Annotated in this window: 20 protein-coding genes and 9 pseudogenes; 13 read left to right on the plus strand and 16 right to left on the minus strand. The window is 68.1% G+C overall.

The annotated features are described in order from the left end of the window. Positions 1–423: 423 nt before the first annotated feature. The 3 genes from AB0L21_RS26645 to AB0L21_RS26655 are packed head-to-tail and all read left to right on the plus strand — an operon-like array spanning position 424 to position 2,190. On the plus strand, positions 424–1,131 hold the full coding sequence (locus tag AB0L21_RS26645; protein ID WP_365786874.1) for a hypothetical protein: 708 nt from the start codon (positions 424–426) through the stop codon (positions 1,129–1,131). Between the two features lie 52 nt (positions 1,132–1,183). Continuing rightward, complete coding sequence (locus tag AB0L21_RS26650) at positions 1,184–1,549, plus strand: phage holin family protein (RefSeq protein ID WP_365786876.1); 366 nt, start codon at positions 1,184–1,186, stop codon at positions 1,547–1,549. After that, positions 1,525–2,190 carry a DUF3618 domain-containing protein gene (locus tag AB0L21_RS26655; RefSeq protein WP_365786878.1) on the plus strand — a complete coding sequence of 222 codons (666 nt, stop codon included), beginning with the start codon at positions 1,525–1,527 and terminating at the stop codon, positions 2,188–2,190. The genes AB0L21_RS26650 and AB0L21_RS26655 overlap by 25 nt, the downstream gene beginning before the upstream one ends. A gap of 547 nt (positions 2,191–2,737) precedes the next feature. On the opposite strand, the gene AB0L21_RS26660 is transcribed toward AB0L21_RS26655, so the two are convergent. The 3 genes and pseudogenes from AB0L21_RS26660 to AB0L21_RS26670 all read right to left on the minus strand — a co-directional run bounded on the left by AB0L21_RS26660 (position 2,738) and on the right by AB0L21_RS26670 (position 3,712). After that, complete coding sequence (locus AB0L21_RS26660) at positions 2,738–2,938, minus strand: cold-shock protein (protein WP_365786880.1); 201 nt, start codon at positions 2,936–2,938, stop codon at positions 2,738–2,740. Between the two features lie 47 nt (positions 2,939–2,985). Next, positions 2,986–3,189 carry a hypothetical protein gene (locus tag AB0L21_RS26665; protein WP_365705001.1) on the minus strand — a complete coding sequence of 68 codons (204 nt, stop codon included), beginning with the start codon at positions 3,187–3,189 and terminating at the stop codon, positions 2,986–2,988. 87 nt (positions 3,190–3,276) lie between these two features. Beyond that, positions 3,277–3,712 (minus strand): annotated as a pseudogene (locus tag AB0L21_RS26670) (ATP-binding protein). Here AB0L21_RS26670 and AB0L21_RS26675 point away from each other — a divergent pair. Further along, positions 3,662–3,928 (plus strand): annotated as a pseudogene (locus AB0L21_RS26675) (STAS domain-containing protein); the annotation flags it as partial. The pseudogenes AB0L21_RS26670 and AB0L21_RS26675 sit on opposite strands and share 51 nt — an antisense overlap. 756 nt (positions 3,929–4,684) lie before the next feature. On the opposite strand, the gene AB0L21_RS26680 reads toward AB0L21_RS26675, so the two are convergent. Then, a complete protein-coding gene (locus tag AB0L21_RS26680; protein WP_365786930.1) occupies positions 4,685–4,897 on the minus strand; it encodes a hypothetical protein in 213 nt (70 codons plus the stop codon). A 153-nt stretch (positions 4,898–5,050) separates the two neighbouring features. Between AB0L21_RS26680 and AB0L21_RS26685 the strand changes: the two genes are divergently transcribed. Further along, on the plus strand, positions 5,051–6,193 hold the full coding sequence (locus AB0L21_RS26685) for a glycosyltransferase (RefSeq protein ID WP_365705007.1): 1,143 nt from the start codon (positions 5,051–5,053) through the stop codon (positions 6,191–6,193). Positions 6,194–6,359: 166 nt separating this feature from the next. Here AB0L21_RS26685 and AB0L21_RS26690 read toward each other — a convergent pair. Then, positions 6,360–6,481 (minus strand): annotated as a pseudogene (locus AB0L21_RS26690) (IS701 family transposase); the annotation flags it as partial. 133 nt (positions 6,482–6,614) lie between these two features. On the opposite strand from AB0L21_RS26690, the gene AB0L21_RS26695 reads away from it, so the two are divergent. After that, positions 6,615–6,962 carry a hypothetical protein gene (locus AB0L21_RS26695; RefSeq protein ID WP_365786882.1) on the plus strand — a complete coding sequence of 116 codons (348 nt, stop codon included), beginning with the start codon at positions 6,615–6,617 and terminating at the stop codon, positions 6,960–6,962. 12 nt (positions 6,963–6,974) lie between these two features. Here AB0L21_RS26695 and AB0L21_RS26700 read toward each other — a convergent pair. Both AB0L21_RS26700 and AB0L21_RS26705 read right to left on the minus strand, forming a co-directional pair. Beyond that, a pseudogene (locus AB0L21_RS26700) lies at positions 6,975–7,451 on the minus strand (IS5 family transposase); the annotation flags it as partial. Between the two features lie 216 nt (positions 7,452–7,667). Beyond that, positions 7,668–8,789, minus strand: a complete 1,122-nt coding sequence (locus tag AB0L21_RS26705; protein ID WP_365786884.1) for an IS630 family transposase — start codon at positions 8,787–8,789, stop codon at positions 7,668–7,670. Between the two features lie 350 nt (positions 8,790–9,139). Between AB0L21_RS26705 and AB0L21_RS26710 the strand changes: the two genes are divergently transcribed. After that, positions 9,140–9,433, plus strand: a complete 294-nt coding sequence (locus tag AB0L21_RS26710; protein ID WP_365786886.1) for a MarR family winged helix-turn-helix transcriptional regulator — start codon at positions 9,140–9,142, stop codon at positions 9,431–9,433. Positions 9,434–9,818: 385 nt separating this feature from the next. Here the strand turns inward: AB0L21_RS26710 and AB0L21_RS26715 are convergent, their stop codons facing one another. After that, on the minus strand, positions 9,819–10,667 hold the full coding sequence (locus AB0L21_RS26715; RefSeq protein WP_365705009.1) for an alpha/beta hydrolase: 849 nt from the start codon (positions 10,665–10,667) through the stop codon (positions 9,819–9,821). A 444-nt stretch (positions 10,668–11,111) separates the two neighbouring features. Here AB0L21_RS26715 and AB0L21_RS26720 point away from each other — a divergent pair. Beyond that, positions 11,112–11,480 (plus strand): annotated as a pseudogene (locus tag AB0L21_RS26720) (SsgA family sporulation/cell division regulator); the annotation flags it as partial. Positions 11,481–11,622: 142 nt separating this feature from the next. Here AB0L21_RS26720 and AB0L21_RS26725 read toward each other — a convergent pair. Both AB0L21_RS26725 and AB0L21_RS26730 read right to left on the minus strand, forming a co-directional pair. Beyond that, positions 11,623–11,778, minus strand: a pseudogene (locus AB0L21_RS26725) (DUF4440 domain-containing protein); the annotation flags it as partial. A 317-nt stretch (positions 11,779–12,095) separates the two neighbouring features. Next, a complete protein-coding gene (locus AB0L21_RS26730) occupies positions 12,096–12,827 on the minus strand; it encodes a hypothetical protein (protein ID WP_365786888.1) in 732 nt (243 codons plus the stop codon). Between the two features lie 703 nt (positions 12,828–13,530). Here AB0L21_RS26730 and AB0L21_RS26735 point away from each other — a divergent pair. From AB0L21_RS26735 to AB0L21_RS26745, 3 genes and pseudogenes are all read left to right on the plus strand, one after another. Beyond that, positions 13,531–14,234: pseudogene (locus AB0L21_RS26735) on the plus strand (IS5 family transposase); the annotation flags it as partial. A gap of 162 nt (positions 14,235–14,396) precedes the next feature. After that, positions 14,397–15,986, plus strand: a complete 1,590-nt coding sequence (locus AB0L21_RS26740; RefSeq protein ID WP_365786889.1) for a phospholipase A2 — start codon at positions 14,397–14,399, stop codon at positions 15,984–15,986. 156 nt (positions 15,987–16,142) lie between these two features. Next, entirely contained in the window at positions 16,143–18,542 is a 2,400-nt protein-coding gene (locus tag AB0L21_RS26745) for a proprotein convertase P-domain-containing protein (RefSeq protein ID WP_365786891.1), read from the plus strand. A gap of 55 nt (positions 18,543–18,597) precedes the next feature. Here AB0L21_RS26745 and AB0L21_RS26750 read toward each other — a convergent pair whose 3' ends face one another. Next, entirely contained in the window at positions 18,598–18,795 is a 198-nt protein-coding gene (locus AB0L21_RS26750) for a hypothetical protein (protein ID WP_365786893.1), read from the minus strand. A gap of 468 nt (positions 18,796–19,263) precedes the next feature. Between AB0L21_RS26750 and AB0L21_RS26755 the strand changes: the two genes are divergently transcribed. Beyond that, positions 19,264–19,794, plus strand: a complete 531-nt coding sequence (locus AB0L21_RS26755; RefSeq protein ID WP_365705033.1) for a hypothetical protein — start codon at positions 19,264–19,266, stop codon at positions 19,792–19,794. Positions 19,795–19,882: 88 nt separating this feature from the next. Here the strand turns inward: AB0L21_RS26755 and AB0L21_RS26760 are convergent, their stop codons facing one another. The 3 genes and pseudogenes from AB0L21_RS26760 to AB0L21_RS26770 all read right to left on the minus strand — a co-directional run. After that, positions 19,883–20,689 (minus strand): nucleotidyltransferase domain-containing protein, encoded by an 807-nt coding sequence (locus AB0L21_RS26760; protein WP_365705035.1) that lies wholly within the window; start codon positions 20,687–20,689, stop codon positions 19,883–19,885. Positions 20,690–20,886: 197 nt separating this feature from the next. Beyond that, positions 20,887–20,982, minus strand: a pseudogene (locus AB0L21_RS26765) (IS5/IS1182 family transposase); the annotation flags it as partial. A 43-nt stretch (positions 20,983–21,025) separates the two neighbouring features. Beyond that, a pseudogene (locus AB0L21_RS26770) lies at positions 21,026–21,699 on the minus strand (transposase); the annotation flags it as partial. Between the two features lie 621 nt (positions 21,700–22,320). On the opposite strand from AB0L21_RS26770, the gene AB0L21_RS26775 reads away from it, so the two are divergent. Beyond that, positions 22,321–23,073, plus strand: coding sequence for an alpha/beta hydrolase (locus AB0L21_RS26775; RefSeq protein WP_365705037.1), 753 nt, complete (start codon positions 22,321–22,323; stop codon positions 23,071–23,073). A gap of 269 nt (positions 23,074–23,342) precedes the next feature. Here AB0L21_RS26775 and AB0L21_RS26780 read toward each other — a convergent pair whose 3' ends face one another. Beyond that, positions 23,343–23,933 (minus strand): sigma factor-like helix-turn-helix DNA-binding protein, encoded by a 591-nt coding sequence (locus tag AB0L21_RS26780; RefSeq protein ID WP_365786895.1) that lies wholly within the window; start codon positions 23,931–23,933, stop codon positions 23,343–23,345. Continuing rightward, positions 23,917–24,075, minus strand: a complete 159-nt coding sequence (locus AB0L21_RS26785; RefSeq protein WP_365705040.1) for a hypothetical protein — start codon at positions 24,073–24,075, stop codon at positions 23,917–23,919. Before AB0L21_RS26785 ends, AB0L21_RS26780 begins: the two co-directional genes overlap by 17 nt. Positions 24,076–24,210 lie beyond the last annotated feature (135 nt).

Raw genomic sequence — 24,210 nt, forward strand, 5'->3', positions numbered from 1 at the left:
GAACGGTGCCGGTGCTGGAAGAGCTACATGTGTCGGAGGAGGAGCCTCTGCGCTGCCCTACCCCGGAGCCACTTGCGAGAGCACGCTGGAGATCCCGTACGGCGGCGACCTCAAAGCCATCGTGACCGTGGCCGTAGACGCGTCCATTCAGCTGCTCATCGCCGTTCATGACGATCAGCCTTACGCCCGCACCGACAATGCGGGCTTGCCCAGCACCTCCCTGGGCTTGCCTGCGCAGTCGGTCGCTGCGGTTTGTCAGGTGCGGAGGCGGGACAACCAGCCGCAGCCTTCTGCGCGGCCTGCTCGACTCCCTCCTCCCGATTCACACATTTCTGGCAAATCGGTGTGAATGCTCTCTAAGGAGTCACTCGGATGAAGCACCCCATGAGAGCCATGGGGCTGGCTCGCTGAGGAGAGTTGCTGATGAGTGAGTCCGTACATGACGGGGGCGGCAATCTGCAGCAGGCCGGGCAGACAGCCAGGGCCGAGACGTCGGCGACGGCCGATCAGGCCAGACAGGCCGCGGGCCAGGTGGCATCTACGGCCGTCCAGCAGGCGAAGGAGGTCGCGGACGAGGCGCGGCAGCAGGCCGGCTCAGTCGTCCAGGATCTGCGCAGCCGTGTCCTGGACGAAGCCGAAGGACAGACCCGGCGGGCCGCGGGAGTTTTGCGGCAGTGGGCCCACGACCTGACCGAGCTCGCGGAGAAGGCTCCGGGCGACTCGCCTGCCCGCAGCGTCGTGACCCAGGTGGCGGACCACGGTCATCGGGCGGCCGACTACGTGGACAAGCAGGGAGTCGAAGGCATCGTCGGCGACGTTCAAAGCTTCGCCCGTCGGCGTCCTGGGCTGTTTCTGGGCGGGGCGTTGCTGGCTGGGCTGGCTGTGGGGCGACTGGGAAAGGTGGCGGGCAAGGCCGCGCAGTCCGGCGACGGCGGGCAACAGCAGTCTGCGGGGTCGGTGCAGCCGCACTACTCGGTTGAGCCCGTCATGCCGACGCCACCGCCAGGCGAAGGTCAGTGGACACCCCCGCAGCCGGTGTCGCCACCGGCCGCACCGTACACACCGCCGCCCATGCCGCCCACAGGTCCGGCTGCCGGTGACATGCCTGCGCCTCCGCATCCGGGGGTGTGAGATGTCCTCGGTCCAACCGAACCAGGGCGGCCCCTACGGTGGGAACGATTCCGTGGGTGAGCTGCTGTCTCAGGTGACCTCGGACGTCCAGACCCTCTTCCGTCAAGAGGTCGAGCTGGCCAAGACCGAGGTCAGGCAGGAAGCGACCAAGGCCGGCAAGGCGGCAGGCATGTACGGCGGCGCCGGGTTCGCCGGCTACATGACCCTGCTGTTTCTGTCCCTGGGCGCCGTCCTCGGCCTGGCCAACGTGATAGACGGCGGCTGGGCAGCACTGATCGTCGCCGCCGTATGGGCCGTGGTGGCAGCCGTGCTCTATGCGCGTGGCCGCGCCCGGATGCGCACCGTCTCCCCCACACCGGAAAAGACCGTCGAAACGATGAAGGAGAACGCCCAATGGGCACGTCACCCGACCAGATGAGAGCGGACATCGACGCCACCCGCGACCGCCTGTCCGCCGATGTCAACCGGCTCGCCGACCGGGCCAGCCCCCGCCAGATGGTCCGCCGCCGCAGAGACCGGGTGCGCGGAAAGGTCACCGGTCTGCGGGAGCGGGTCATGGGCTCCGCCTCAGACACTGCACAAAGCCTCGCCGGCAACGCGCGGTCAGCGGCCGGTTCCCTGCAGGAAAGCGCCGGACAGGCCACCGGCACCGCCCGCGACGCGGCCCAGCAGGCCGGTGAAGCGGTCAGGCAGGCGCCCGAACAGGCCATCCGACAGACACAAGGGCATCCGCTGGCGGCCGGTCTGATCGCCTTCGGCACCGGGGTGCTGGCCTCATCCCTGTTGCCGACCTCGAAGAGCGAACAGCAGGCCGCCTCCGGCCTGATGGAACAGGGGCAAGAAGCCCTCGAACCCGTAAAACAGGCCGCACTCCAGTCCGCGCAGAACTTGAAGGAAGGCGCCCAAGAGGCAGCACGGAGCGCGGCCGAGGAAGTGAAGGACACCGCGGGCCAGGCCGCCCGCGCCACCCAGAACGAAGCCCGCGATCAGGCCGGCACGGTCGCCGACCAGGCCCGCGACTCCGCTCAGCACATCACCGACCAGAGCCAGCCACAGTGAGTGCTTATGCCACCGGCCCAGGCGGCTACAGCTACTGCGTGGCCAAGCGAGCCCAGGATCCACAGCACGGCGCCGACGACCGCCACCATTGCCCTGACCGGCGTGCTGCACCCATACCTATTCCAGGGAGGACATCATTGATGTTCGGCGTCACCCCGACCGGCCACTGACCTCCACGGCGCGTGCGGTCACGGATGGCGGATCCAGCCAGGCCTGTCACCTGGTGGCCGGCTTCCATACCTCCGCAAACCCGACTGGCATGGGCCGACGCTCTCCCAACGTGTGCTGGAGGTGGTACAGCCGGTGGTGAGCGACCTCGTGAGCAGCACCTTCGCCGGGTCAGTGATGCCCTGATGTCGCGGCACGGGCTCGGCGGCCCCGGACGACATGCAACCGGCTGAGCGCGCCCCGGTCCCGGCTCAACCGCGCCACCCATCCCGTCCGCCCCTTCCTCTCTCACTCCAGCCAGGGACATGGGCGAAAGCGGCCGCACTGGGAGCAGGTCGACAACTCCGACTAAACGACCAGGACGAGGTCGCAACCTGGGTCAGATGACGCTGACGGCGGTGGCCTGAGGTCCCTTCGGTCCCTGGGTGACCTCGTACTCGACCCGCTGCCCCTCCTCCAGGCTGCGGTAGCCAGCGGCCTGAATCTCGGAGTAGTGGACGAAGAGATCGGGACCACTGTCCTGCTCGAGGAAGCCGAAGCCTTTGTCAGCGTTGAACCATTTGACTGTGCCCTGCGCCACGCTTGCTCCCGCTGTGTCGTACCGGTGCCGGCGGCGCCATTCTCGCCTCACGCCTTCTTCTGGCCGGTGGCCGACACGCCTGCCCGGTGGGACGGCTCCTCCTTGCCGGTCGCCAGCCCGACGGACTGGATCACAGAGACCGGCAGGACTCCGGGCCAGCCCAGCAACCGCGTCCCGGCGGTTGCGGAGCCGGTCCGTACGTGCAGGCCGGGGATCGCAGTCTCACACCACTGCTGACGGTCGTGTGTCATGCCTCATCATGCCTGGCCCTGACTGAGGGCTGTGGGGACACTCCGAGCCCGGCTACGTGATCGGCAGCCAGCACGGTGCCGGGCCGGTCAAGTCCGTCCCCCTTGCAGGGGCCGGCGTCCGGCGATGGCGCCGCCCGGGTCGTCGGCCAGGGCGATGCGGGCGGTGATGCGTTTGCCGACCGGTTCGCGCTGTGCCTCGAAGCCCTGAGCGTGCCATGACGATCTCCAGGCCGTGCTGACCGACCCGGCCGGCGTCCGCGGCCCGGGCGATCGGCAGCGCGGGGTCGGAGTCCCACACGACGACTTCGACCGTGTCACCGGTGATGCGCAGGTCGAGCAGCACCGGGCCGGGGGCGTACTTGTGGGCGTTGGTGACCAGTTCGCTGACCACCAGCTGGGTGAAGTCCATGGCGCGCTGGGAGACGGGCAGGCCGTGCTCGGCCTGGACCCGGGTGAGGAAGTCGGCGGCCAGATGGCGGGCGTGGGCGATGTCCTGGCCGTCTCCGACGAGCGCGGGGAACACGCTGGACAGACCGCTCAGCTGTCGGTCGTGACCACCGCCACCGGCGGCATCCGCGTGCTGCCCTTGGCCGGAGAGATCGACTATCACACCGGCGACACCCTCCGCCAAGTCCTCGACACCTCCCACACGCCCCGCCCCCGCGTCGTGGTCGACATGCGCCAGGTCACCGTCATGGACTCCAGCGGCATCAACATCTTCATGGGCGCCCACCACGCCCTCAGCGAGGCCGGCGGCTGGCTGCGCCTGGCCGCCATCGGCGAATCCGTGCTGCACCATCACCATCCTCGGCGTCGACGCCGTCATCGACTGCCGCGAAACCCTCCGCCAAGCCCTCACCAACTGATCGACACCCCGCCCTCGACATCGAGCAGACGCTGGACCAGGTATGGCCGGGACGGTGCGATGGTCTCTGGGGGCTGGACCGACGGCGGCCCGGCCAAAGGCACTGCGCTGGCTAGCCTGGTGGGTAGCTGCGTGGTCCGAGACAGTCATGGTGCGAGATGGAAGAAGGGGGAAGGCTGTGCTGCATCTGATCGACCGCAGCGAGGACCTGGTGGTCGCCGCATCGTCGCCGTGCCGGATGAGCACCTGCCGTGGCGGCTGAGCATCCTGGGCCTGGACACCGTCCTGCTCATCACCATCGCGCCCCGCATCCCGCGCAGGCTGCGTAGATGGGACCGGATCACGCCGCCCGTTCGGCTCCGTGTGCGTGTGCCGGCGAGGGGGGACTCCGCTGTGTGCGTTGTGCATGTCCTCCGGGCAGGGGTGTCGCGGCCGGTCCCCGAGTCAGGTCGCGGCACCCACACCCGGGGCGCCCGCGCCGATACGCCTGTTGAGCATCCGCACAGTGGGGCGACTGTCCGTCGCTCAGCTCGCCGCCATGCGCAACGGAAGGTGGGCCACCTCCGCCCGAGGCGACCCACCCTGGACACATCCGGCTCATGGACCGGCGTCATCTACCGCCGCACGAGGTCAGTCGCGGTGTCCGTCGCGGTGGTCACCGCCGTGACGCCGGTCGTCACCGCGGTGGTCGCCGCCGCGGTGCCGGTCGTCGCCGCGGTGGTCGCGGTCGTAGCCCCAGGAGACCTCGTCGACGAACCGGTCACGGTCGTTGCGCCAACCGGGCTGCCCAGCAATCGACTTCGTCCAAGTCCTCCATACTCGGACAACGACATTGACCAGCATGGAGGCGGGGTTACCCGACGGCGTAAGTGGTTGACTCTGCAATTATAGTTGAGGCGGCAGAGCCCCGGTTGCGGGGCAAGAGCGGCCGTCCAGCGCAGCGCGCGCTCCGACGGTTGGAACCTCACCGACTAATAGGAAACACGGGGTAATCCCATGCGCGTTCTGATGTTCGGCAATTCACTGACCGGTCACCTGCTGCCGCTGGTGCCCCTCGCGCGGGCGTTCCGGCAGCAGGGCCACACCGTCGCCTTCGTCAGTGCCGCCGAGATGGCCGGCCTGATCGAGCGGGAGGGTTTCGACCTCTTTCGCGCGGGCCCCGGTATGGACGAGGTGATGGCCGAAGTGATCCGGCGCGTCGGGTCCGACCTCATGAAGGCGAACCCCGCCGTGTTCGCCGCCGAGTTGTTCGCCGCTGAGCGAGTCGACCTCGGCACCGAAGAGGCCTTGGCCGCGGCCACCGCCTGGAGTCCCGACCTGGTGGTGTCCGAGCATTGTGACTTCGTGGGACCGCTCGTCGCGGCCGTTCTGAAGGTGCCGTCCGTCGTCGTGGCCATCGACCCCGCGCTGGAACCGGACATGCTGGACGCGATGGCCGAGGCGGCGCGCTCCCGGTACCTCAAGCGTGGCCTGGAAGCCCCGGGCCACGCGTTTTCCGGCGACCTGCTGGTCGACCTGTGTCCGCCTAGCCTCCAGCGGGGAGGCGCGCTGCCGCCGCTCGAGACCGTCGCCCTGCGGCCGGAACCTCACCGACGGGCCGACGGCACGGAGCGCGCCACCCGTGTGTCAGGCACTGGGCGCCCCCGGGTCCTGGTGAGCTTCAGCACCGCTTCGAAGGAGTCGACTCTCGGACCGGTGCTGCGGTCGCTGAGCGAACTGGACGTCGATCTGGTGGCCACCACGGGCGGCGCCCCGACCGACGGTCTCGACGTGCCGCCCGGCCGTGTCGAACTAGTCTCGTTCGTCCCCGCGGCCGAGCTGTTCGACGGCGTGGCGGTTGTGGTGCACCACGGCGGCTCCGGCACCACCTTCGGGACCGGGTGCCGCGGGCTGCCGGCCGTCGTCGTTCCGGGTACGGCCGGCCAGCAGCGCCAGGCGTTGCGCGTGCAGAAGACAGGAGCCGGACTGGCGCTGCCGATAGGCGAGCAGGCACCAGAAGCGGTCACCGCCGCGGTCGCCCGGCTGCTGTCCGAGCCCGCGTTCACACAGGCGGCACAGGGCCTCCGTGACGAGATTGCTGCTATGCCCTCCGCCTCGCAGGTGGCCGCGGACCTGACCAGCTGGGTCGCCGCCTGGTAGCGGTAGGCAAGCGCAGTCCACTCTGCTAGTACTCCAGTTGCAGTTCGCTATCCCTGCTGGCCAGAGGCATCTTCTCGAGTCTATTCGGCTGTCGTGGCGTCGGGTGCCGGAAGTTCGTAACCTGCGCCGTGGCGGTCCGTTGTGATTGTCATGCAGAATGTGTGGCCATGATCAGCACAGCGTCGGGATCACCGAGGCTGTCGACCACGTACTGGCGCAATCGTCGAGGACCACATCGGCGTCCCACTCGATCCGGTTCAGCATCCGCTGGATACGGTCCGGGCCCGCATCCGCATCCAGCCCACCCGACCCACAACCACACCAACGACCGACCTAGGAGCTCTCTTTCGGATCACTTGGTGGCGGTTCGATTTCAGGGTCTGCTGAGTCCGAAGGAGCTGCTGCCTGCGACGATGTGCTGGTGAGCTATGACCTTGCGGTGTGGGACGGCGACCGTCCACTCGACGACGGCCAAGCGGGCTCGACCTACGACGAGCTCTTCGAGCGCTACCTAGAGTCGGACGATGTTGTCGTACCTCCGGTGCCGCGCATCGTGGCCTACGTGGAAGCCCTCGTCGCGCGATACCCGGACGACGAGGGCAGTGGCGTATGGGCGTCACCGCCGGTCATCGAGGAGGCATCGGGGCCGATGGCGTACCTGCTCATGTCCTATGGCAGGGCTGAGGAGGTGTCCGAGTACGCCTCTGCGCTGGCTCGCGAGCATGGACTCGTCTGCTTCGATCCGCAGGCGGAACGCCTCCGGCCGTGAGCTAGCTGTCTCTCAGCGGGCAGACCAGAGGAAGATGCCGGCGATGTGGAGTCCGGCCAGGAAGATGGTCGCAGTTTTTTCGTAGCGGGTCGCAATGCCGCGCCACTGCTTGAGGCGGTTGATGCACCGCTCGACGGTGTTGCGCTGCTTGTAGGCATCACGGTCAAAGGCCGGTGGCCTGCCGCCTTGGCTGCCGCGTCGTAGCCGGTGGTTCCGCTGGTCCGCCGGGATGGGGATCACCGCCCGGATACCGCGTTTGCGCAGGTGGGCGCGGATCGCGCGAGATGAGTAGGCCTTGTCGGCCAGGACCACGTCCGGCCTGGTGCGCGGACGACCGCGCCGTCGAGGAACACGCAGGCGGGCCATGACGTCAGTGAAGGCAGGCGCGTCGCCGGCCTGTCCGGCGGTGAGGACGAACGCGAGCGGCCGACAGCGGGCATCGGCATCAAGGTGGATCTTCGTGGTCAGTCCGCCGCGGGAGCGGCCGATGGCGTGGTCGTCCGGCTCGTCGGCCGGGGCCCCTTTTCGCGGGCCCCGGCCGCGTGCTGGTGAACCCGCACGATCGTGGAGTCCACCGACACGGCCCAGTTCAGATCCTCGTCCGCGTCGGCCTGGGCAACCAGGGCAGTGAACACCCGCTCCCAGGTGCGAGGAGCTTGGCTACGGCATGAGTGTGTGACCACGCAGAACATCGGGGCAGGCTGCTCAAGCTGCGATTACGAGGGGGCGTCCGCCCCAGCGGATGCCCTTTTCGCTGCGGATGCGGGCACGTTCCTTGCGCTGGGCGGCGAGTACGTCGGGGTGGCGGGCGTTGGCGTTGCGCCAGCGCAGGTAGCGGTGCAAGGCTCGGGTCTGTGCGGGATGACTGCGGTGGTTGGAGTTGGCCAGGGTGAACTGCCGCAGCGGACCGAAGTGCGCCTCGATCGGGTTGGCCCAGGAGGCATAGGTCGGGGTGAAGCACAGCTCGACCTTGTTCTTCTTCGCCCAGCGGCGGATGTCCGCTCCGGTATGGGCGGAGAGGTTGTCCAGGATGATGTAGATCGGGGCGCCGTCGGGCCGGGCGGCACGGATCGACTTCAGCGCGGCCAGGGTGTTGGCGGTGCCCTTGCGGCGCCGGTTGACGCCCCACAGACGGTCGTCGCCCACGGAGTAGCAGCCGTGGAAGTAGGTGACACCGTGGGTGCGGCGGTAGGTCGCCGGCAGGCGGTCGGGCTTGCCCTGCTTCGCCCAGCAGGAGCCCGCGGTCGGGCGGATCCCGAGGGGGCCGAACTCGTCGAATGCGAAGACCCGGTCCGGGAAGCGATCCAGCACGTGCTCGATGCGGTCGAGCTTGGCGTCCCGTTCGGGATCCGGGGACTCCTTCCAGGTCTTGGTGCGCTGGAAGGTGATGCCGCGGCACAGGAGCAGGCACCGTAAGGCTTCCCGACCTATGTGGATGATGCGTCCGTGCACGCGGCGCAGATAGGCAGCGAGTTTGCGGATCGACCAGCGGGTGAAGGGCTGGCCGAGCTTGGTGGGGCGGGTGGTGGCCGTCTGGATGACGAAGTCCTCGTCGTCAGGCTTGAGCAGGCGGGGACGGCCTCCCGCCCATTGAGGGTCCAGGCAAGCCAGACCGATCTCGTTGAACCGATGGATCACCTCCCGCACCGTGTCCTCGTCGGCCTGGACCAGCTGTGCGATCACCGGGACCCGGTTCCCGCCGGCGGACGCGAGCAGCATCATCGCCCGGCGATAGCGCACCGAACTGGTACTGCCCCGGCGCACGATCTGCTGCAGCTTCTGCCCTTCCTGATCGGTCAGTCTGCGCACCCGCACAGGCTCGGCCACCACACCTCCAGCGGTCGGAACGGACGTCACCGCCCATCCAACCGCCAACCCGGCGAACCTATGCGGTCAAAGCACTAGCCGCCAGTCACGGCAAATACCGTTGCAGTACTAGCTCACTATGAGTACGCCGCAGCGAAGCAGTGGCGCTTATGCACAGGTACGTATCATGGCGGGGCAACCTTGGTGGCGACCATGACACCCGCGCAAAAAGACTCCGGCGACTCGTGCAACAACCTGGCCCTGCGCAGGGCCGCCCGCTATCTGGGCGCGACCTACGACAGCCCCTGGCACCCGTCGGTCTTCGCGCGACGCAGTTCAGCATCCTGCAGAAGCTCAGCACCCAGGGCGAGATGACGATCACCAGTCTGGCCGAGGTAAGCGCCATGGACCGCACGACGATGGCCTCCAACCTCAAGCCACTGGCTCGCGAGGGTCTGGTAAGCGTCGAGACGTCGGCGGTCGATCGTCGAGCGCGGGTCGCCGCCATAACATCGGACGGCCGTGACCGGATGGAGGCAGCGCTGCCTCTCTGGCGTGCGGTGCAGGCTCAGTTCGAGGAGGGTTTCGGGGCCGATGAGGCAACCCGACTGCGCACATCACTCGGCGCCGTCCTGCGCACTGGCTTCGAGCCCTGGGCGGAGTAGGGCACGCTCCACGCCTTCGTGGCCCTCGGATCGATGCCGGATATCCCGTACGGCCTGCTGGCAAGCGCGGCGGACCAGCCGCCTGAACCGAGCCGCTGCGTGCGCTCGCACCACAGCACCGGTAACCCCGCGTGGCGGGTCGGCGCGCCGTCGCGCCGGTACGTCCCGTCGAGCCGTGTGGAAGCACGGCGAGCGCTGGCGACTTTTCCGGCGTCCTTCGGGGGCCACATCCGAGACCTGACTTCTACAGCGGTTGCCTTGTAGCTCCCGCGCGTGCTTGGGATCGCTGCGCTCGGACGGGCGGGATGACGGGAATGCCGGGCTTCAGCAGTGCCGGTTATCGCCGACGGACAGCCGGTGTGGCGGTGGTGCGCATTGCCCGCGATCAGCGCCGGGAGATCCCAGACCAGAATTCGATCAAGCTGGTCGCCGTCTCGGCGGGGTGCTGCAGGTTGGGCGAATGTCCGGCTTCCGTGAGGACTGTCCGGTGGGCCTTCAACCGGGTGGCCATGTCCTCCAGCTGCCACGTCGTCCAGGTGTCGTCCGCATCGCCGTACGCGACGTGCTTGGGCAGCCTTGTAAGGGCTGCCAGTTGCGCTGTCCGGTCTGGTTCGGTCAAGAGCTGCCGTCCCAGCACACGCAGGTGTGAGACATGTGTGCGCAGCCAGCGGGCACGCAGCTGCTCGGCCTCCTTAGGCGACGCGGGAGCGGGCCGACTCTCCTGCATCATCTCCCACACCTGTGCCATCGTCAGCGTCTCGAGTGCCCGGAGCAGCAGTTTCAGTTGCAGTTGCCTTTCCTCACCCACCTGGGCGGGTCCCGAGGAGAGCAGAGTGAGGGACGCGAAAGGCCGGGGATCCGCCAGCACCGCTGCTCTGGCCAGGTGACCGCCCATCGAATGACCCAGCAGGTGTACTGGTCCACCGACGGTCTCCGCCTGGGCCAGCACGTCCATGGCCAGCGCGTCCTGGCTGTAAGCCACCTCGTCGTCCGGGCCGTCCGTCTCGTTCTGGCCGCGGGCGTCGACCGCGACGGCTCGGTACCCGGCGGCGAGTAGGTGCGGGAAAAGGGGGACGAACTCCTCCTTGCCGCCTGTGTATCCGGGCAGCATCACAACGGTGGCGCGGGGTGACCCATTCGCCGGCGCGGCTTCCAGGGCGGCGAAGTCGCCGCGCCGGGTGGTCAGTCTTACGGGACGAACATGGCGCGACAGGGAGAAAGGCGAGTCCGACATGGGCGGGATCCTAACCGTGTCCCGGAAGGCGGTGACCCTCGGGGCCCCGCCTTCGGATGGGGCCGGCCGCGAGGAAGGAGCGGGTGCACGGGTGCGCCGCCGGCCGGGTTCCCGGAGTGGTCGTGGCGGCGCGCCGGACAACCGGCCGGGCGCCCTTGGTGCGCGTGGCCTCTGTCACCTCCTGCGCTGCGGAACGAAGACGACTGGTCACCTGTTGAAGGTGGGTGGCATTCACCAGCAGCGCGCTGGGCGCGGTGAGCGGGCTGCGGACCAGTAGGCGCGCCCACCTCCGGCGCTGCACCGAAGCGAATGAGCGCGATATGAGCCACCAACTCCCTGTCCGTTCCGAAGCAACCCTCCCTCCGGATCCCACCGTGAGCTGCCGGTGCAAAGTGCGGTCCTCCTGAACGGGACGGTCACTGTGCCGGTTACGCTGGCCTTCACTATGCCGCCGACGATCCCTACGCCGTGCGGATGGTGGTCAACTCAGGTGCTTCACCACTGGTGGAGTGGGTCTTTGCGCGTGACCTCCTGGCCGAAGGCCTGGTGAGGCCGGCCGGTCTCGCGGACGTGCAGACGTGGCCTGTGCCCCGCAGGCCACATCGCCTGGAGGCCGGGAAGGGTGCCCTGCACATCCGGATCAGCTCACCCGGAGGAACCACGATCTTGTCGGCACCGGCCACGGCTCTGCGCAAGTTCCTCAACCCCACTTTCGAGCACGTGGCGGCTGGCGCCGAGAGCCCCATACTGCGTCTCGACGAATTCTTGGCCCGGCTGATGATCGCGGATCGATTGGAGGGCGGGGCCATGTGACGCACTGACCCGCCCTGCGTGCCCGCCACCGCAGCCGCGAGCCGAGCGGGCCGGTCGGGACGAGGGGCACACCTTCGGCTGCGATGCCCCCGGCGTTGCAGCCCGTCCATGCAGAGGCAACAGACGCGGACCTTGGCGGTGCCACGAATTGCTCGAAGCGGACGATCAGTCCGCCGCCCCACGACGAAGTGGTGCGCGACCCGGACGTCGATCCGCTTGCCCGTCGCCTAGTGACAGCCGTGTAGAGGGGCCAGGACAACGACGTTTCGCCGTCGACGACGTACGTGTCGTCGCCGGCGACCCGGTCGTCCGCATACTTGGCGGGAAGATCTGCCGGATGAGCGGTTGGTCAACTGTGGCCGCTAGAGGGCGACATCGCAGGCATGTATGACCGCCGCAAAAGTCGCGCTCAGGGGGACGTTCGTCCTGTCGCATACGACACGTGTTCCCTACGCCTTCGGGCCCCGGCCCGCGTACCGCGATCCGGCGGTTGCGTGAGAGGGGCGAGGCCATCCAGCGGCGCGGTGAACGTTGCGAGGTGGTGTACTACCCCGGCGTGGGCTGTCCGCGGATCGAGGGTGAGGCAACTCGCCAGTGGCACGCTTCTCCAGAGGACTACTGAAGATTCTCCGTGACAACCTCGTGGTTGGGGCTGAAGATGACGATTCTCTCAAGCAGGTCTCCCTTCGTGTGGAGGACCTCCCATCCCACCGAAGTCTTGCCACCTGGGAAAAGTGCATCGCAACGGAAGAAGACAAATTCCCGGTTCTGATAGTAGCTTTCGACCTCGATACTCACGGGCGGAGCTTTCTGCTGCACGACGCTGATGTAATCATTGAGAGCATCGCGACCCACGAAGACGTTATCGGGTTCAGGCTCCATGAAGGTGAAGTTTTCGGCGTAGATGTCTTCCATCGCCTTCGCGCGCTCACCCGGGTCCGGGATCGTCCAGACCTGCATGTGCTTGGCCGTCAGCAGCCTGGCGCGGTCCGAGGCGCTGGCCAGGCTCAGGTTGAGGTGGGCGATTCGCCCGTCCACGTCCAGGGTGACCGCGGCATGACCGCTCGCCAAGAACTCCTTGCCTTGGAGATCCTGCACGGCTTCACTCCAGTCAGCGGTGATGGAGCCGTCGGCTTCCACCGACCCGGTCCAGGTATGTTTGATTGCCCTACGCTTGGCTGCCTTCCTGTGGTGGAAAGCGAGGGCCCGCTCCCGGCCCTGCACGAATTCGCCGCAGTGCAGCAACAACACGTTGTCCGCCAAGATATCGCGAAGGGCGTCGAGACCGGCGGGGTCAATGTTGGCCGATTCCACGATCTCGAAATAACGGGCAAGCGGGGTCGTCATGACCTATCTCCTTCTTGAGTCGAGTCGTTCGCACAGCTATGTGTCATTGGGGGCCGGCCGGCACTGAGGAAGCGCGGTGACAATGCACCGTCGGCCACCATCAGTCAGCAGCACTGCTGCGACTGGATGACGGCAAGAGTCGACATCCAGGACGGACCCTCCCGACCCGGCCGCTCGCCATCAGGATCCGACACGCTTCCCAGAACTGAGAGTATATGCGCCCATCTTGGGGCGCAGAGACAAGGTGGGACCTCGCGCCACCCTTCGAAGCCGCAATACGGTGGATGCGGCCGGTGCAATGTCTGAAATGATCAGAATGACCCGTACCGGGGCGTTTGGCGAATCAAGAAGCGCAGTGATGGAAAGCCATCCCGACTCCCGAAGCCACTCGGTGTTGCGGACGCCTCCGAGTGCCACGGCGGCAACCTCGGCGTCGAGCGTGCTGCGAGTGAGCACAGCGGAACTGCCCCTGCTCGTCGCCTGGTGCCGGGTGACCTTGACATCGCAATGCAGGTCGACGCTGTGCGTGCGCTGCAAGTCCGCAGCAGACCCGAATCGAGGAACTGCTGCGCTCGCGGGAGACCTTCGCAGAAGACCTCTTCAGCGCGCTGCTGGACGAGTTGGGCTTTCCCCAGGCCACCCGGCAACCCCAGAGCCATAAGACGCCATTTCAGTTGGCCTGATCTTGCGGCAGTCTGGGGTGATGACTGCTGCGCTTGTCGAGCGGATGGCGCCGGAAGAGTTGTGGACGTTGTTCCAGCGGGTGATGCCGCCGGCACCGGTTCGCCCGCAGGGTGGAGGGCATCGCCGGCGAGGGGACCGCGAGGTGCTGGCCGCGATCGTTTTCGTGGCCACGTCGGGCTGCACCTGGAATCAACTCCCGCCGGGCTTCGGTCTGTCCGGGGTGACCGCCTTCCGGCGGTTCACCGAGTGGACCGAGGCCAGGGTCTGGGCCAAGCTCCACCGCCTGGTCCTGGACGAACTCGGCGCCCGGGGCGAGCTTGACTGGTCGCGGTGCGCGATCGACTCCGTCAGCGTCCGGGCACTCAAAGGGGGCGGCTGACGGGACCGAATCCGACCGACCGAGGCAAGAGCGGATCGAAAATCCACCTGGCCGTGGACCGCAGCGGTCTTCCCGTCGCCGTCGCCATCTCCGCTGCCAACACACACGACAGCCTCGCGCTGCAGCCGGTGATCGCCTCGATCCCACCCGTGCGCAGCCGACGCGGTCCCCGGCGACGACGGCCTGCGAAACTCCACGCAGACAAGGGCTACGACTACTCTCACCTGCGGCGATGGCTCCGTGAGCGAGGCATCACACCCCGCATCGCCCGCTGCGGCACCGACACCTCACAGCGACTGGGCCGACACCGCTGGGTGGTCGAGCGGGCCATGTCTTGGCTTGCCTCATCAACTACCGACGACTCACCAAGTGAAACGACGTCTTTAATCGACAGATCCCTGATAGTTGACACGGCAAGTATCAGGCCATTTTACTGTCCTCCAAGATCACCTGCCCAAGATCTGTAACCGTCGACATCCAGGTCGACTTGAACCGAGAGGGAAACAGTGCGCAGAATCGCACTTCCTATCGCGGCATTGGGGCTGGCGCTACTGTCGCCACTGCTGCCCACTTCAGCCACCGCCTCAACCGCCGAGGTGCCCGACCAGCCTTTTTCCGAAGGCACGGTCCAGCCGATAGGCCCCGGCACATACCTGTCCTCGAGCGACAGCTTCACGATCCCCGAGACCGACGTACCGGCAGGCCTGATGGGCCGCACCCACTCGGTCGTCGGTCAGCTCCAGGGCGTCTCGCAGGCGCAGGACGCCCCCACCAACCGATCCGACCTCGGTGTGTTCGGGCCGAGCTGGGAAGCCGAATTCCTCGGCGGCCAGCTCAACCGCAAGCTGACCACGGGCACGAACTCGATCACGACGACGGACCTGACCGCCAACGAGTCCGTCCGCTACGACTTGACCGACTCCGTCGCCGGCGCCAACGGCGGCAGCGTCAACACCTACACGGCCGCCAACGGCTCCAAACTGGTCGAGACCATCAAGTGGGACGACCTCGCCGGCGCGCTGAAGACGACCGTCGTGGAGACGCTGAACGTCGACCTGGCCACGCCCGTCCAGGACGACGACGTCCCCGTCGACTCGCTGGGCAACCCGGTCACCGCGGCTGACCTCAAGCCCTCCTACACATGGAAGCAGGTCGGCGGCGGCGGCGACAACTGGCGTGTGACGGCCGCGGGCAACAAGGCGTATGGGCAGTCCACGGTCTCCTACGACAGCGTCGGCCGCGTGTCCACCGTCAACGACCCCGCGGCGGGCGAGACACCGGCGCAGTCGGTCAAGGTCACCTACGCCACCACGACCACCGCTTCCGGTGAAACCCTTGGTGACGTGAAGGGTCAGGTGAAGGACATCACCCTCACCTCCGGTCAGACCGTGCAAACCGTGGCCCGCTACTCCTACGACGGCTCCGGGCTGCTGCGGAAGGTCACCAACCCGGCCGAGAGCAGGGACCTGGCCGCCTACACCTACGACACCTACGACCGGCTGGACACCGTAACCAACGCCGCCGCATTCCAATGGGATTTGAACTACGTCGGTGACGCCGCCGCTCCGGATGCGGTGCAGACCGCCGGCACGACACAAGACCCGAACGATCCCGTCAACCCGCCCGCCAATCCTGAACCTCCTACCGCGGGCGGAACCAACCCCTGGTACTGCGACTGGGCCATACGGTGGATCTGGTGGCAGGGCCCCGACTGCGTCGCGAGTGTCGCTCACTACGGCTGGCACAATCCGTCGTGGAGGCAGACTCCCACCGGCCGTTGGATCATGGGCATTTGGCACGACCACTGCACCCACTCCCTGGACAAGCCGTTCGGCTATGACTTCCGCCCGGCGTGCGACGCGCACGACTACGCCTACGGAACCATCGGCAACTGGTACAAGGACTACGCCCGCCGCATGACTCCGGACAAAAAGGTTAGCGCGGACAGCGAGTTCTACTCGCTGCTCAAGTACCAAACGTGCCCAGGTTACTGGGACCAAAGTTGGTGCGGATTCATTGCCTATATCTACCGCCAGGGCGTCAGGTTGGGCAACCCGAAGAACGGCGCAGACCGGACCACCACTTACGGACCCTGATGAACCAGGAGCTCGGCTAACCCGCTGTTCGATCAGCTGACTCGGCCTGCTGAGCGCCAGGGCCTTTTGAAAGAGAGCCCGCGGGGCCGGGCGCGCGAGAACCCCTCGCCGCCCGGCCCCTTTCGCGGCCCGCGCACCCGCACCACCCTCCCCTGCATGGAGTACCACGTGATCAGACGCATAAGGGGCATGGTCGCCGCCGCGGCGACTGCCCTGGTGTTCACCGCCATACCCTCGGCGAACGCCACACCCCTACCGGTTGCCAGCCAGACCCGTGCTGCGATGACCGACCCGGTCGACGCGCCGCTGCGCGCGAAGACACGAGGCGACGGAACTGTCCGCGTCAATGTCGTCACCAAGAGCCGTGGGGACCTGCCCGGCGCCGCGACCGCCGGCAAGAAGGTGCAGTCCTTCGACGAGCTGCCGCTGGTCACGCTCAAGGTCGACAAGGGCGGCCTGGACAAGCTGTCCGCCAACCCGCGCGTGGTCAGCGTCGCCGAGGACGTACCGGTGCCGCCGGCCCTGGATCAGAGCATCCCCCTGATCGGCGGCGACAAGGCCTACGCGGCGGGCAAGACCGGCGCGGGCACCGCGATAGCCGTCCTCGACACCGGTGTCGCCACCAAGCACCCGTTCTTCGGTAACCGGGTCAAGACCGAGGCGTGTTACTCCGTCAACGACGACAGCTACGGCGCCACCAGCCTCTGCCCCGACGGCACCACCGAGCAGCAGGGCGCCGGCAGCGCGAACTCCGAAGCGGGGCCCTGCGCCACGATGGGCGACGCCTGCTTCCACGGCACCCACGTCGCCGGGATCGCCGCCGGTGACGGAACCGGCGTCACCGGCGCACCCGCACACGGTGTCGCCCCCGGCGCGAACCTCATCGCCATCCAGGTGTTCTCCAGGTTCGACTCCGACGACTACTGCGGAGACGGGGCCAGCCCGTGCGTGCTCAGCTTCACCAGCTCCCAGATCAAGGGACTTGAGGAGGTCTCCGCACTGAAGCAGGCCGGAACCAACGTCGTCGCCGCGAACCTGTCCCTCGGCGCGGGGAACTGGACTTCCGAATGCACGTCCGACCCGCGCAAACTGATCATCGACAACCTGCTCACGCAAGGTGTCGCCACCGTCGTCGCGGCCGGCAACAACGGCTACACCAACGCGGTCAGCGCCCCCGGATGTGTGTCCTCCGCCGTCACGGTCGGCGCCACCACCGACGACGACCAGCTGGCCGTCTTCACCAACCGCGGCCCGCTGCTGGACTACTTCGCCCCCGGCTCCAGCATCGTCTCCTCCGTTCCCGGCGGTGGCTACGCCTCCATGAACGGCACCTCCATGGCCACCCCCCACGTGTCCGGCTCCCTGGCCATCCTCCGACAGGCTTTCCCCGACGAGAGGATGACGGACCTTGAGTCGCGGCTGACCAACACCGGGAAGCCCATCACCTACACCGGCGGCACCACCCCCCGTATCGACGTCGGCCGGGCGCTCGGCGGTTCGGCGCCGGAACCCACCCCGGACCCCAAGCCCCGTCCCACCAAGGTCATCAGCGAAAAGGCGTACGCCATCCCCGACCCGGGAACCCTCGAGGCGCCGATCACGGTGTCCGGCGTCCCCGGCAACGCCTCCAGGTCGATGAAGGTGGCCGTGAACCTCACCCACGGGTCGCAGAGCCAACTCAGGATCGATCTGGTCGCCCCGGACGGCCAGACGTACCCCCTCAAACCGCTGTCCACGGGGGGCAGCGGCACCCTCAACGACAGCTACTTCGTCGACGCGAGCACCGCCCCCGCGAGCGGCACCTGGAAGCTGCACGTCGAGGACACCTCGGCAGGCACCACCGGCACCCTCACCTCCTGGTCCCTCCTCTTCGCCAACTCCTTCGAGAAGACCGGGTCCTACCTCATCCCCGACCCGGGCACCCTCACCTCGCAGATCGCCGTCGACGGGTTCACCGGCAAGGCCGCGGGTGCCCTGCGCGTGTACGTCGGTGCCACGCACGAATGGCTCGGCGACCTGAAGATCGACCTGGTGGCCCCCGACGGCCAGACATACCCCATCAAGGCGACGTCCCCGACGGAGGCCGGCGGCACCATCAACACCACCTACACGGTCGACGCCAGTGCCTCCCCGGCCAACGGGACTTGGAAGCTCCTCGTCCAGGACAGTGACGGGGGTTCCAGAGGATTCCTCACCGCCTGGTCGCTGGCCTTCCCGTCGAACGAGAACCAGACCAGCCGCGCCATCCCTGACTCCGGCTCCGTCGACGTGCCGATCACCATCAGCGGCTTCACCGGCAACGCGTCCAAGGAACTCAAGGTCCACGTGGAGGCCAAGCATGAGCGGCGCGGCGATCTGAAGATCGAGCTCCTGGACCCGAACGGCAAGGCGTATCTGGTGAAGGCGTCTTCGACGACGGACACCGGCCAGACCATCAGGAAGAACTACACCGTCGACGCCAGTACGTCCCCGGCGTCCGGCACATGGAAGCTCCACGTCTCGGACGTCTACGCGGGCTCCACAGGCACCATCGACAGCTGGACGCTCACCTTCTGACGCCCCCGACTCGAAAGGAACCGGCCGCCGCCCGGTGAGGGCGGCGGCCGGTCACTCATGCCAGGGAACGCGTCACTTGCGGTCCGGCAACCGGCCAGCTTGCGAACCGCCCCCACACCCTCACCCACCCGCTGTACGCGGCGGCACCGGCCATCACCGCCATCACCGGCATCACCGGCATCACCGGCATCACCGGCATCACCGGCATCAGCCTGCGGCAACTCGCGCTAATCCGCGGCATCGACATCGACACGACAGCCACCCGCTTCAAGACCCACGACAGCCCAGCCCACCGCCGCTGCCGCCTCCACCCCCTGCCCACCTGGGCCCGCCCTCTCCTGCACGCCGCCGCCCTTGAGCCCGAGGCGATGCCGTATACGTGGAGACGAACTGCTTGATCTGGGCAATGCCTCCGCTGCCGGGCACGGGAGTCGGGATCACGTTGGTGGTGAAAATCAAATACTCGGGCAGCCGCTCCCGCTTGGAGTCCGGACTCAGCCACGCTTCGAATGTGAAACCACGAGACCGCATCCTGGGATTGCTGATCCATGCGTTGTCGGAACTTGGCCCGCACCACCCCATAGCCGTCCCATGCCTCAAGCTCGCTCTGACACCAACGCTGCGCGCCCCATGTGCACTTGCGTGTGCCCATCGTTCGACTCGTACCTTGCGGCGTTGGCCTCAGAACTCGCTGCGAACCGCCGAGGAACAGGGGGAACACGTGTCAAAGTCGACTGAAGAGGCACTCGCGGATCTCGCACGGCATGCGAACGTCGCTGTCCATTCCACCTCGGCGCTGGCTGGTGACGTTGGTGCCGCAGCCGCAGAGGACGACGAGGAACGCAAAGAGAAGGAGTTCGAAGCCCTCCGGCGCAAACCGGGCCTGCGTCCGTTACCTGCCGCAGATCTTGGCGGCTCGGTCCGCCTGACGCCGTGGGACGTTCTGCACACCTTCGCGCGAGCCATCTCCTTGGCACGCCGAGGAGCAGCCCGCGGCCTGGCCGAGCACTGGGGCAGTGTGAAGTACAGCTTGGCACTCAACGCCAGCCCACCTTCATACATGGGACTCTCTGCCGAGGGACGGGACACGGCCGACTACTACAAGGCGCTCCAGTCGGGGGAGCTCGGTGTCGGATTCGCGCTGGCCCTCGCTGAGCGGATTCTCAGCCGACGTTACCCGGACCATGCGGTATCGATCGTCCCGGCGGACACGGCCCTCCGTGCTGGTTGGGCCCTCAGTGCGTGCTTCTGATCAGTAGGCAGGTGCAGTTCGGCGAGCGTGGCGCCGGGCCGCGCTCCGGTGGATGGCTGCGTAGGTGAGAACGGCCCGGCCCTGCCTGTCAGGGACGCGGGGCTTTCTCACCGTGCACGGCTGTGTATTCGGCTGCGAGCCAAGGGCCGAGGTCGTTGATGAGCATCCCGAGCACCGCCGGGTCGGGCGAGGGTGCACGACCAATTGACGCGGCGACACGCATCTGCTCGACGCGCTCGGGGTAGTAGCGGCCGAAGAGCTCGGCGGACTGGTCGAGGTCACTGGTCCAGCCGCCCCATCGGGGCATGATCAGAGTGAATCCCGTGCGGACGATGCGCCGGCCGACGAGACGGCTGAGGGTCCGGCGATGGGCGTCCGTGGTGGCTTCGGCTGCTTTGGCACGCCAGCGTGGAAGCACGCGGGCGAGGTCACCGTTGGTCTCCCGCGCGAGTAGGGCAGTGGGGCGGAAACGGGGCAGCTCTTCTGCGAGGTCAGGGCCCAGCAACGGGGTGCAGAGGCAGGCGATGAAGAATCCGCCATCGTGACGTTCAACGTCGCTGAGCAGAACCCGCGTGCTGGTCAGCAGGATCCCGACGCCATCGACCTGCGGGAATGCACGGTCGAGTGCGGCCTCGATCGCTTTGGCGTCAGCGCGGTCGGCTTCGGTGGGCTCGTCGTGGAGGGCGAGCTGGAGGTCGAGGTCGGAGACTCCAGGAGTGGCGGTGCCACGGGGGATACTGCCGTAGAGGTAGGCGCTGTGCAGGCGCGTTCTGTCGAACGTTGCGGTGATATGAGCGCGGGCCGCATCGACGACGGGGACGAACGCTGCCGGCACTCGGTCCAGTGCGCCTTCGCGTGCGATCGTTCCGTCGCGGTCCAGCCCTCGTTCATCCATGGGGCCACTGTGCCTCGTGCTGCTGCGTGCTGCCGAGCGGATTTCCGAGGTGGTGTGACATGCGCGAATCGCACCGCCCAGGCTGGGTCAGCAGGAAGCGGTGCCAGCACGGACGGCGGAGGTGCCGGATGCGGCCGGGAGTAGCGCCGTGAGATGTCGGCCGATGCCGGTTTCCTCGGCCAGCCGGGGGTGGCCCTCTGTGAGTCGATCACGGTCGCCACCGCGCGGGGGCCTTTGCCCATGCCGCGGCGTATCCGCCCCGAGAGCTGGTCACGGATCTGACCGACGATACCCGGTCTGGGGGTCCATGGCCCGCTGGGCCGCCGCCGGTCCTGCCCAAGCGTCGGCGAACTCGGCGAACCGGTCCGGAGCGGCCTCCTCGGCCGGAGCGGTATAGACGGGCTTGAGGAGCTTGGCGATCTCGTCCCAGTGCTGACGGGCGGCATAGCGGAAGGGAGTTCCTCAGCAGGTGGACCACCCTTGAGCCCGTCGCAGACCAGCATCAGTACGGCACTTGCGCCGCGGTTCTTGATCTCGGTGAGAAGATGCAGGCAGTGCTTGGCACCCTCGCCGCCGTCGCCGGCCCACAACCTCCCGCCGGTCCTCGGCGGTCACGGCCAGGGCCACGTAGACGGGCCGGTTGGCGACCGCGCTGTCGCGGGATCGTGGAGGTGGTCTTCCGGGAGACCTCGGCGCCATAGACCTCCGCAAGGGTATCTCCACAGGTCCCACATCGGTCAGAACGCTCTTCGTGCGGGTGCGGTTGCGTGAGTTGCCGCCGTTCCTCCCGGCCGGGTCGTGCTTGTCATAGCCGAGGTGCCGGGATGTCGCCCTCCGGGGCGGACTGCTGCTTCGTCAGCTGCTGCAGCAGCCACCCTCACCGGTCAGATGCAGGCCACCGGCCTGGGCCCGAAGACCAGTTCCTCGGTCAGCCGGTCATCCACCGCCCTTGGCCTCTGCGGCACGGACGGCTCGACGGTCTCGGGTTCGGTCACGTTCTCACTGGTCATCGGTGCGTCTTCCATGATCGGCAGTTACACCGAACGATTCACAGTCACAGCCCGGGCCGTGCTCCGTGTGCGTCGTGCGCCGGCGTCCCCGCCGGCACCGTCCGGCTCAACTCGCCGGCTACTCCCGGGCCGGAGGCGCCGCCTCCTGCGCGGCGCTCAGTGGCTCCCTGGTACCGGTTGAGTGACTGCGCCTGCCGTTCCGACGTCCGTGCGGGCTGCCCGTCGCGCCGCGCGCGCACGGGTGTCGGCTCGCCAGGGCCGGTGATCGGGTACGACGGGATGTCCGTCCGTCCTCACACGCAACCCGGCGGGTGGCCGCGCGTCAGTCATGGAGAGACGACGTGCCGGTGCCCGCTCACGGCGACGCGGCACAGCGGGACGGCGTGGCGCACGCGGCGCATCGGGGCCGCACGGGGCACGTCGTGACCCAGGCGAGAGAGGCAAGGAAGACAAGTGAGAAGACTTTCCCGGACAATGGTGTGCACTCTGCTGTGCTTCGGCGCGCTGGCGGCATGCTCCCCCGGTCCCGAGGCGGCACGTGCGTCGCGTGCGCCGGCATCCGCCCACACGGTGGAGGCGGGCAGTCCGTCGCCCGGCCGGACTTCCGCGCGGGACCAGGCCGTGCCTTCCACCACCCCGCCGAGCCGCCGGCCGCCAGCCTCCTACACCCCCAGCTGGCCCGGCAGAACGGTACGCAACAGTGCCGGCTACCTGGTCGACACCTGCGTGCCCAAGTCCCTGCGGGACAAGGCCACGACACTGACGACCAGTGACGGCGTGCACCTGTCCGCACTGGAACTCGGCGAGGGACCCGACGGAGTGCTTCTCGACCACGAACAGGGCTACAACATCTGCTCCTTCCTCGACATCGGCAAGGAACTCGCCTCCCGTGGATACCACGTGATGATCCCGGAGTACCGCAACCACGGCGCCTCGCAAATGGTGGCCGACAACGAGCACATCCTCCGGGACACCCGTGCCGCCCTCGCCGAGCTCGAGCGTCTGGGCGCCGAGCGCGTCTTCCTCGGCGGCGCGTCATGCGGCGGTACCACCGCGGCGCTCGCCGGCGTCGAAGGCCGCCTGCCGGTGATGGGGCTGCTCATCATGTCCTCCCCCGCGCGTTGCGGCGGCGACGGCGTGGCCGCGGTGCGGACGATCAAGGCCCCCTCCCTGTTCGTCGTCTCGCCCGACGACATGAACGGAGCCGTGGAGAAACAGGTCCGCGAGCTGTACGCCGCCTCCGGGTCGAAGGACAAGAAGCTCGTCATCGACCAGAGCGGAGCCCACGGGACCGACATGATCCGCCGCGCTCCTCAGGGGGCCGCGCTGTACGACCAGGTGATCCGCTTCGTCGAGTCCTCGTACGGCCACTGACGCCGCTGTACGAGGACACGGCCAGATCCGCGCCCTCCGAACGGTCGGGGCGTCACGGCAGGGCCACCCCGAGGGACTGCCGCGGGGCGGCCTGCGGGAGCGCGGGGCCGGACCGCTCGGCCGGACCGCCTGAGGGCGGTGCGGGAACGGGGTCGACGGTCCCCGGTCTCCGTGACGCCGTCGGGCTGGGACTGCCGGTCGGGGAGGGCGAAGGCCCGGCCGGAATGACCGAAGGGGTGGTGGGGCCCCGGTCGGACCGTGCACGAGGATCACCACCGCGGCCACCACGGCCGCCAGGCCCAGCGTCCCCGGCACGGCCCGCCGCAGCCCCTGCCACCGCGGGACGTCGTGCGGTGACGGCGGGAGGACCGGTCGCAGGTCCCCGGCACCGACGGTGCCGGCACGTGCGGCGAGCACCTCCCGCAGCAGGTCTTCCAGTCCGTCCGGGTACGGGGCAGCGGATCCGGCCGCTCAACGTCTCGCTTCCAGCTTCCTGGCCGGCGCGGCCAGCGCCCGCCGGCCGTGGACTTGACCGTGCCGCGTGACAGACCGAGCGTTTCGGTGATCTGCGCTTCGCTCACGTAGGACCAGTACCGCAGCACCAGCGCCTCCCGCTGCCGCCGGGTGAGCGACCGCAGCGCCTCCTGCACCTCGCGGTGTTCTTCCTTCGGCAGTACGTCCCCGTTGCGCCGGTGGGGCGGGAACGGGCCGCTCCGGTACGTGGGCGCGGGCCCTCCGGTACGTGGGGCGCCGGCCCTCCGGCGCCTGCGCAGCACCGCGCGCGCCGTCGACCACGCTCCGCCTCCGTACGCCTCGGAGTCGCCCGGGCCGACGAGCGCCCCGCTATGACGGCGGAACATGCCGTGAACGCGTCTGGACGATGTCCTCCGCCGTCGGGAGGCCGTCCACGAGGAGCAGGGCCAGACGCACGTGGTACAGCCTGCGGTGGTGGTACAGGTCGCTGATGCCGGGCGTGACGTTGCCGTGGCGTCCGGCCGACACCGAGCGCCCGTGTCCGGTGTGAGGGCGCGGTCCGTGCTGCTCCGCCACCCCGCGAACAGGCTCCGCAGCAGTCGTGTCCATCGGCCGCGCGGCTCGCCGTTGACGGCGGGGGCGACCACGTGGGGAGTAGTCGGC

This window comes from Streptomyces sp. NPDC052721 (assembly GCF_040678315.1).
GTDB lineage: Bacteria > Actinomycetota > Actinomycetes > Streptomycetales > Streptomycetaceae > Streptomyces.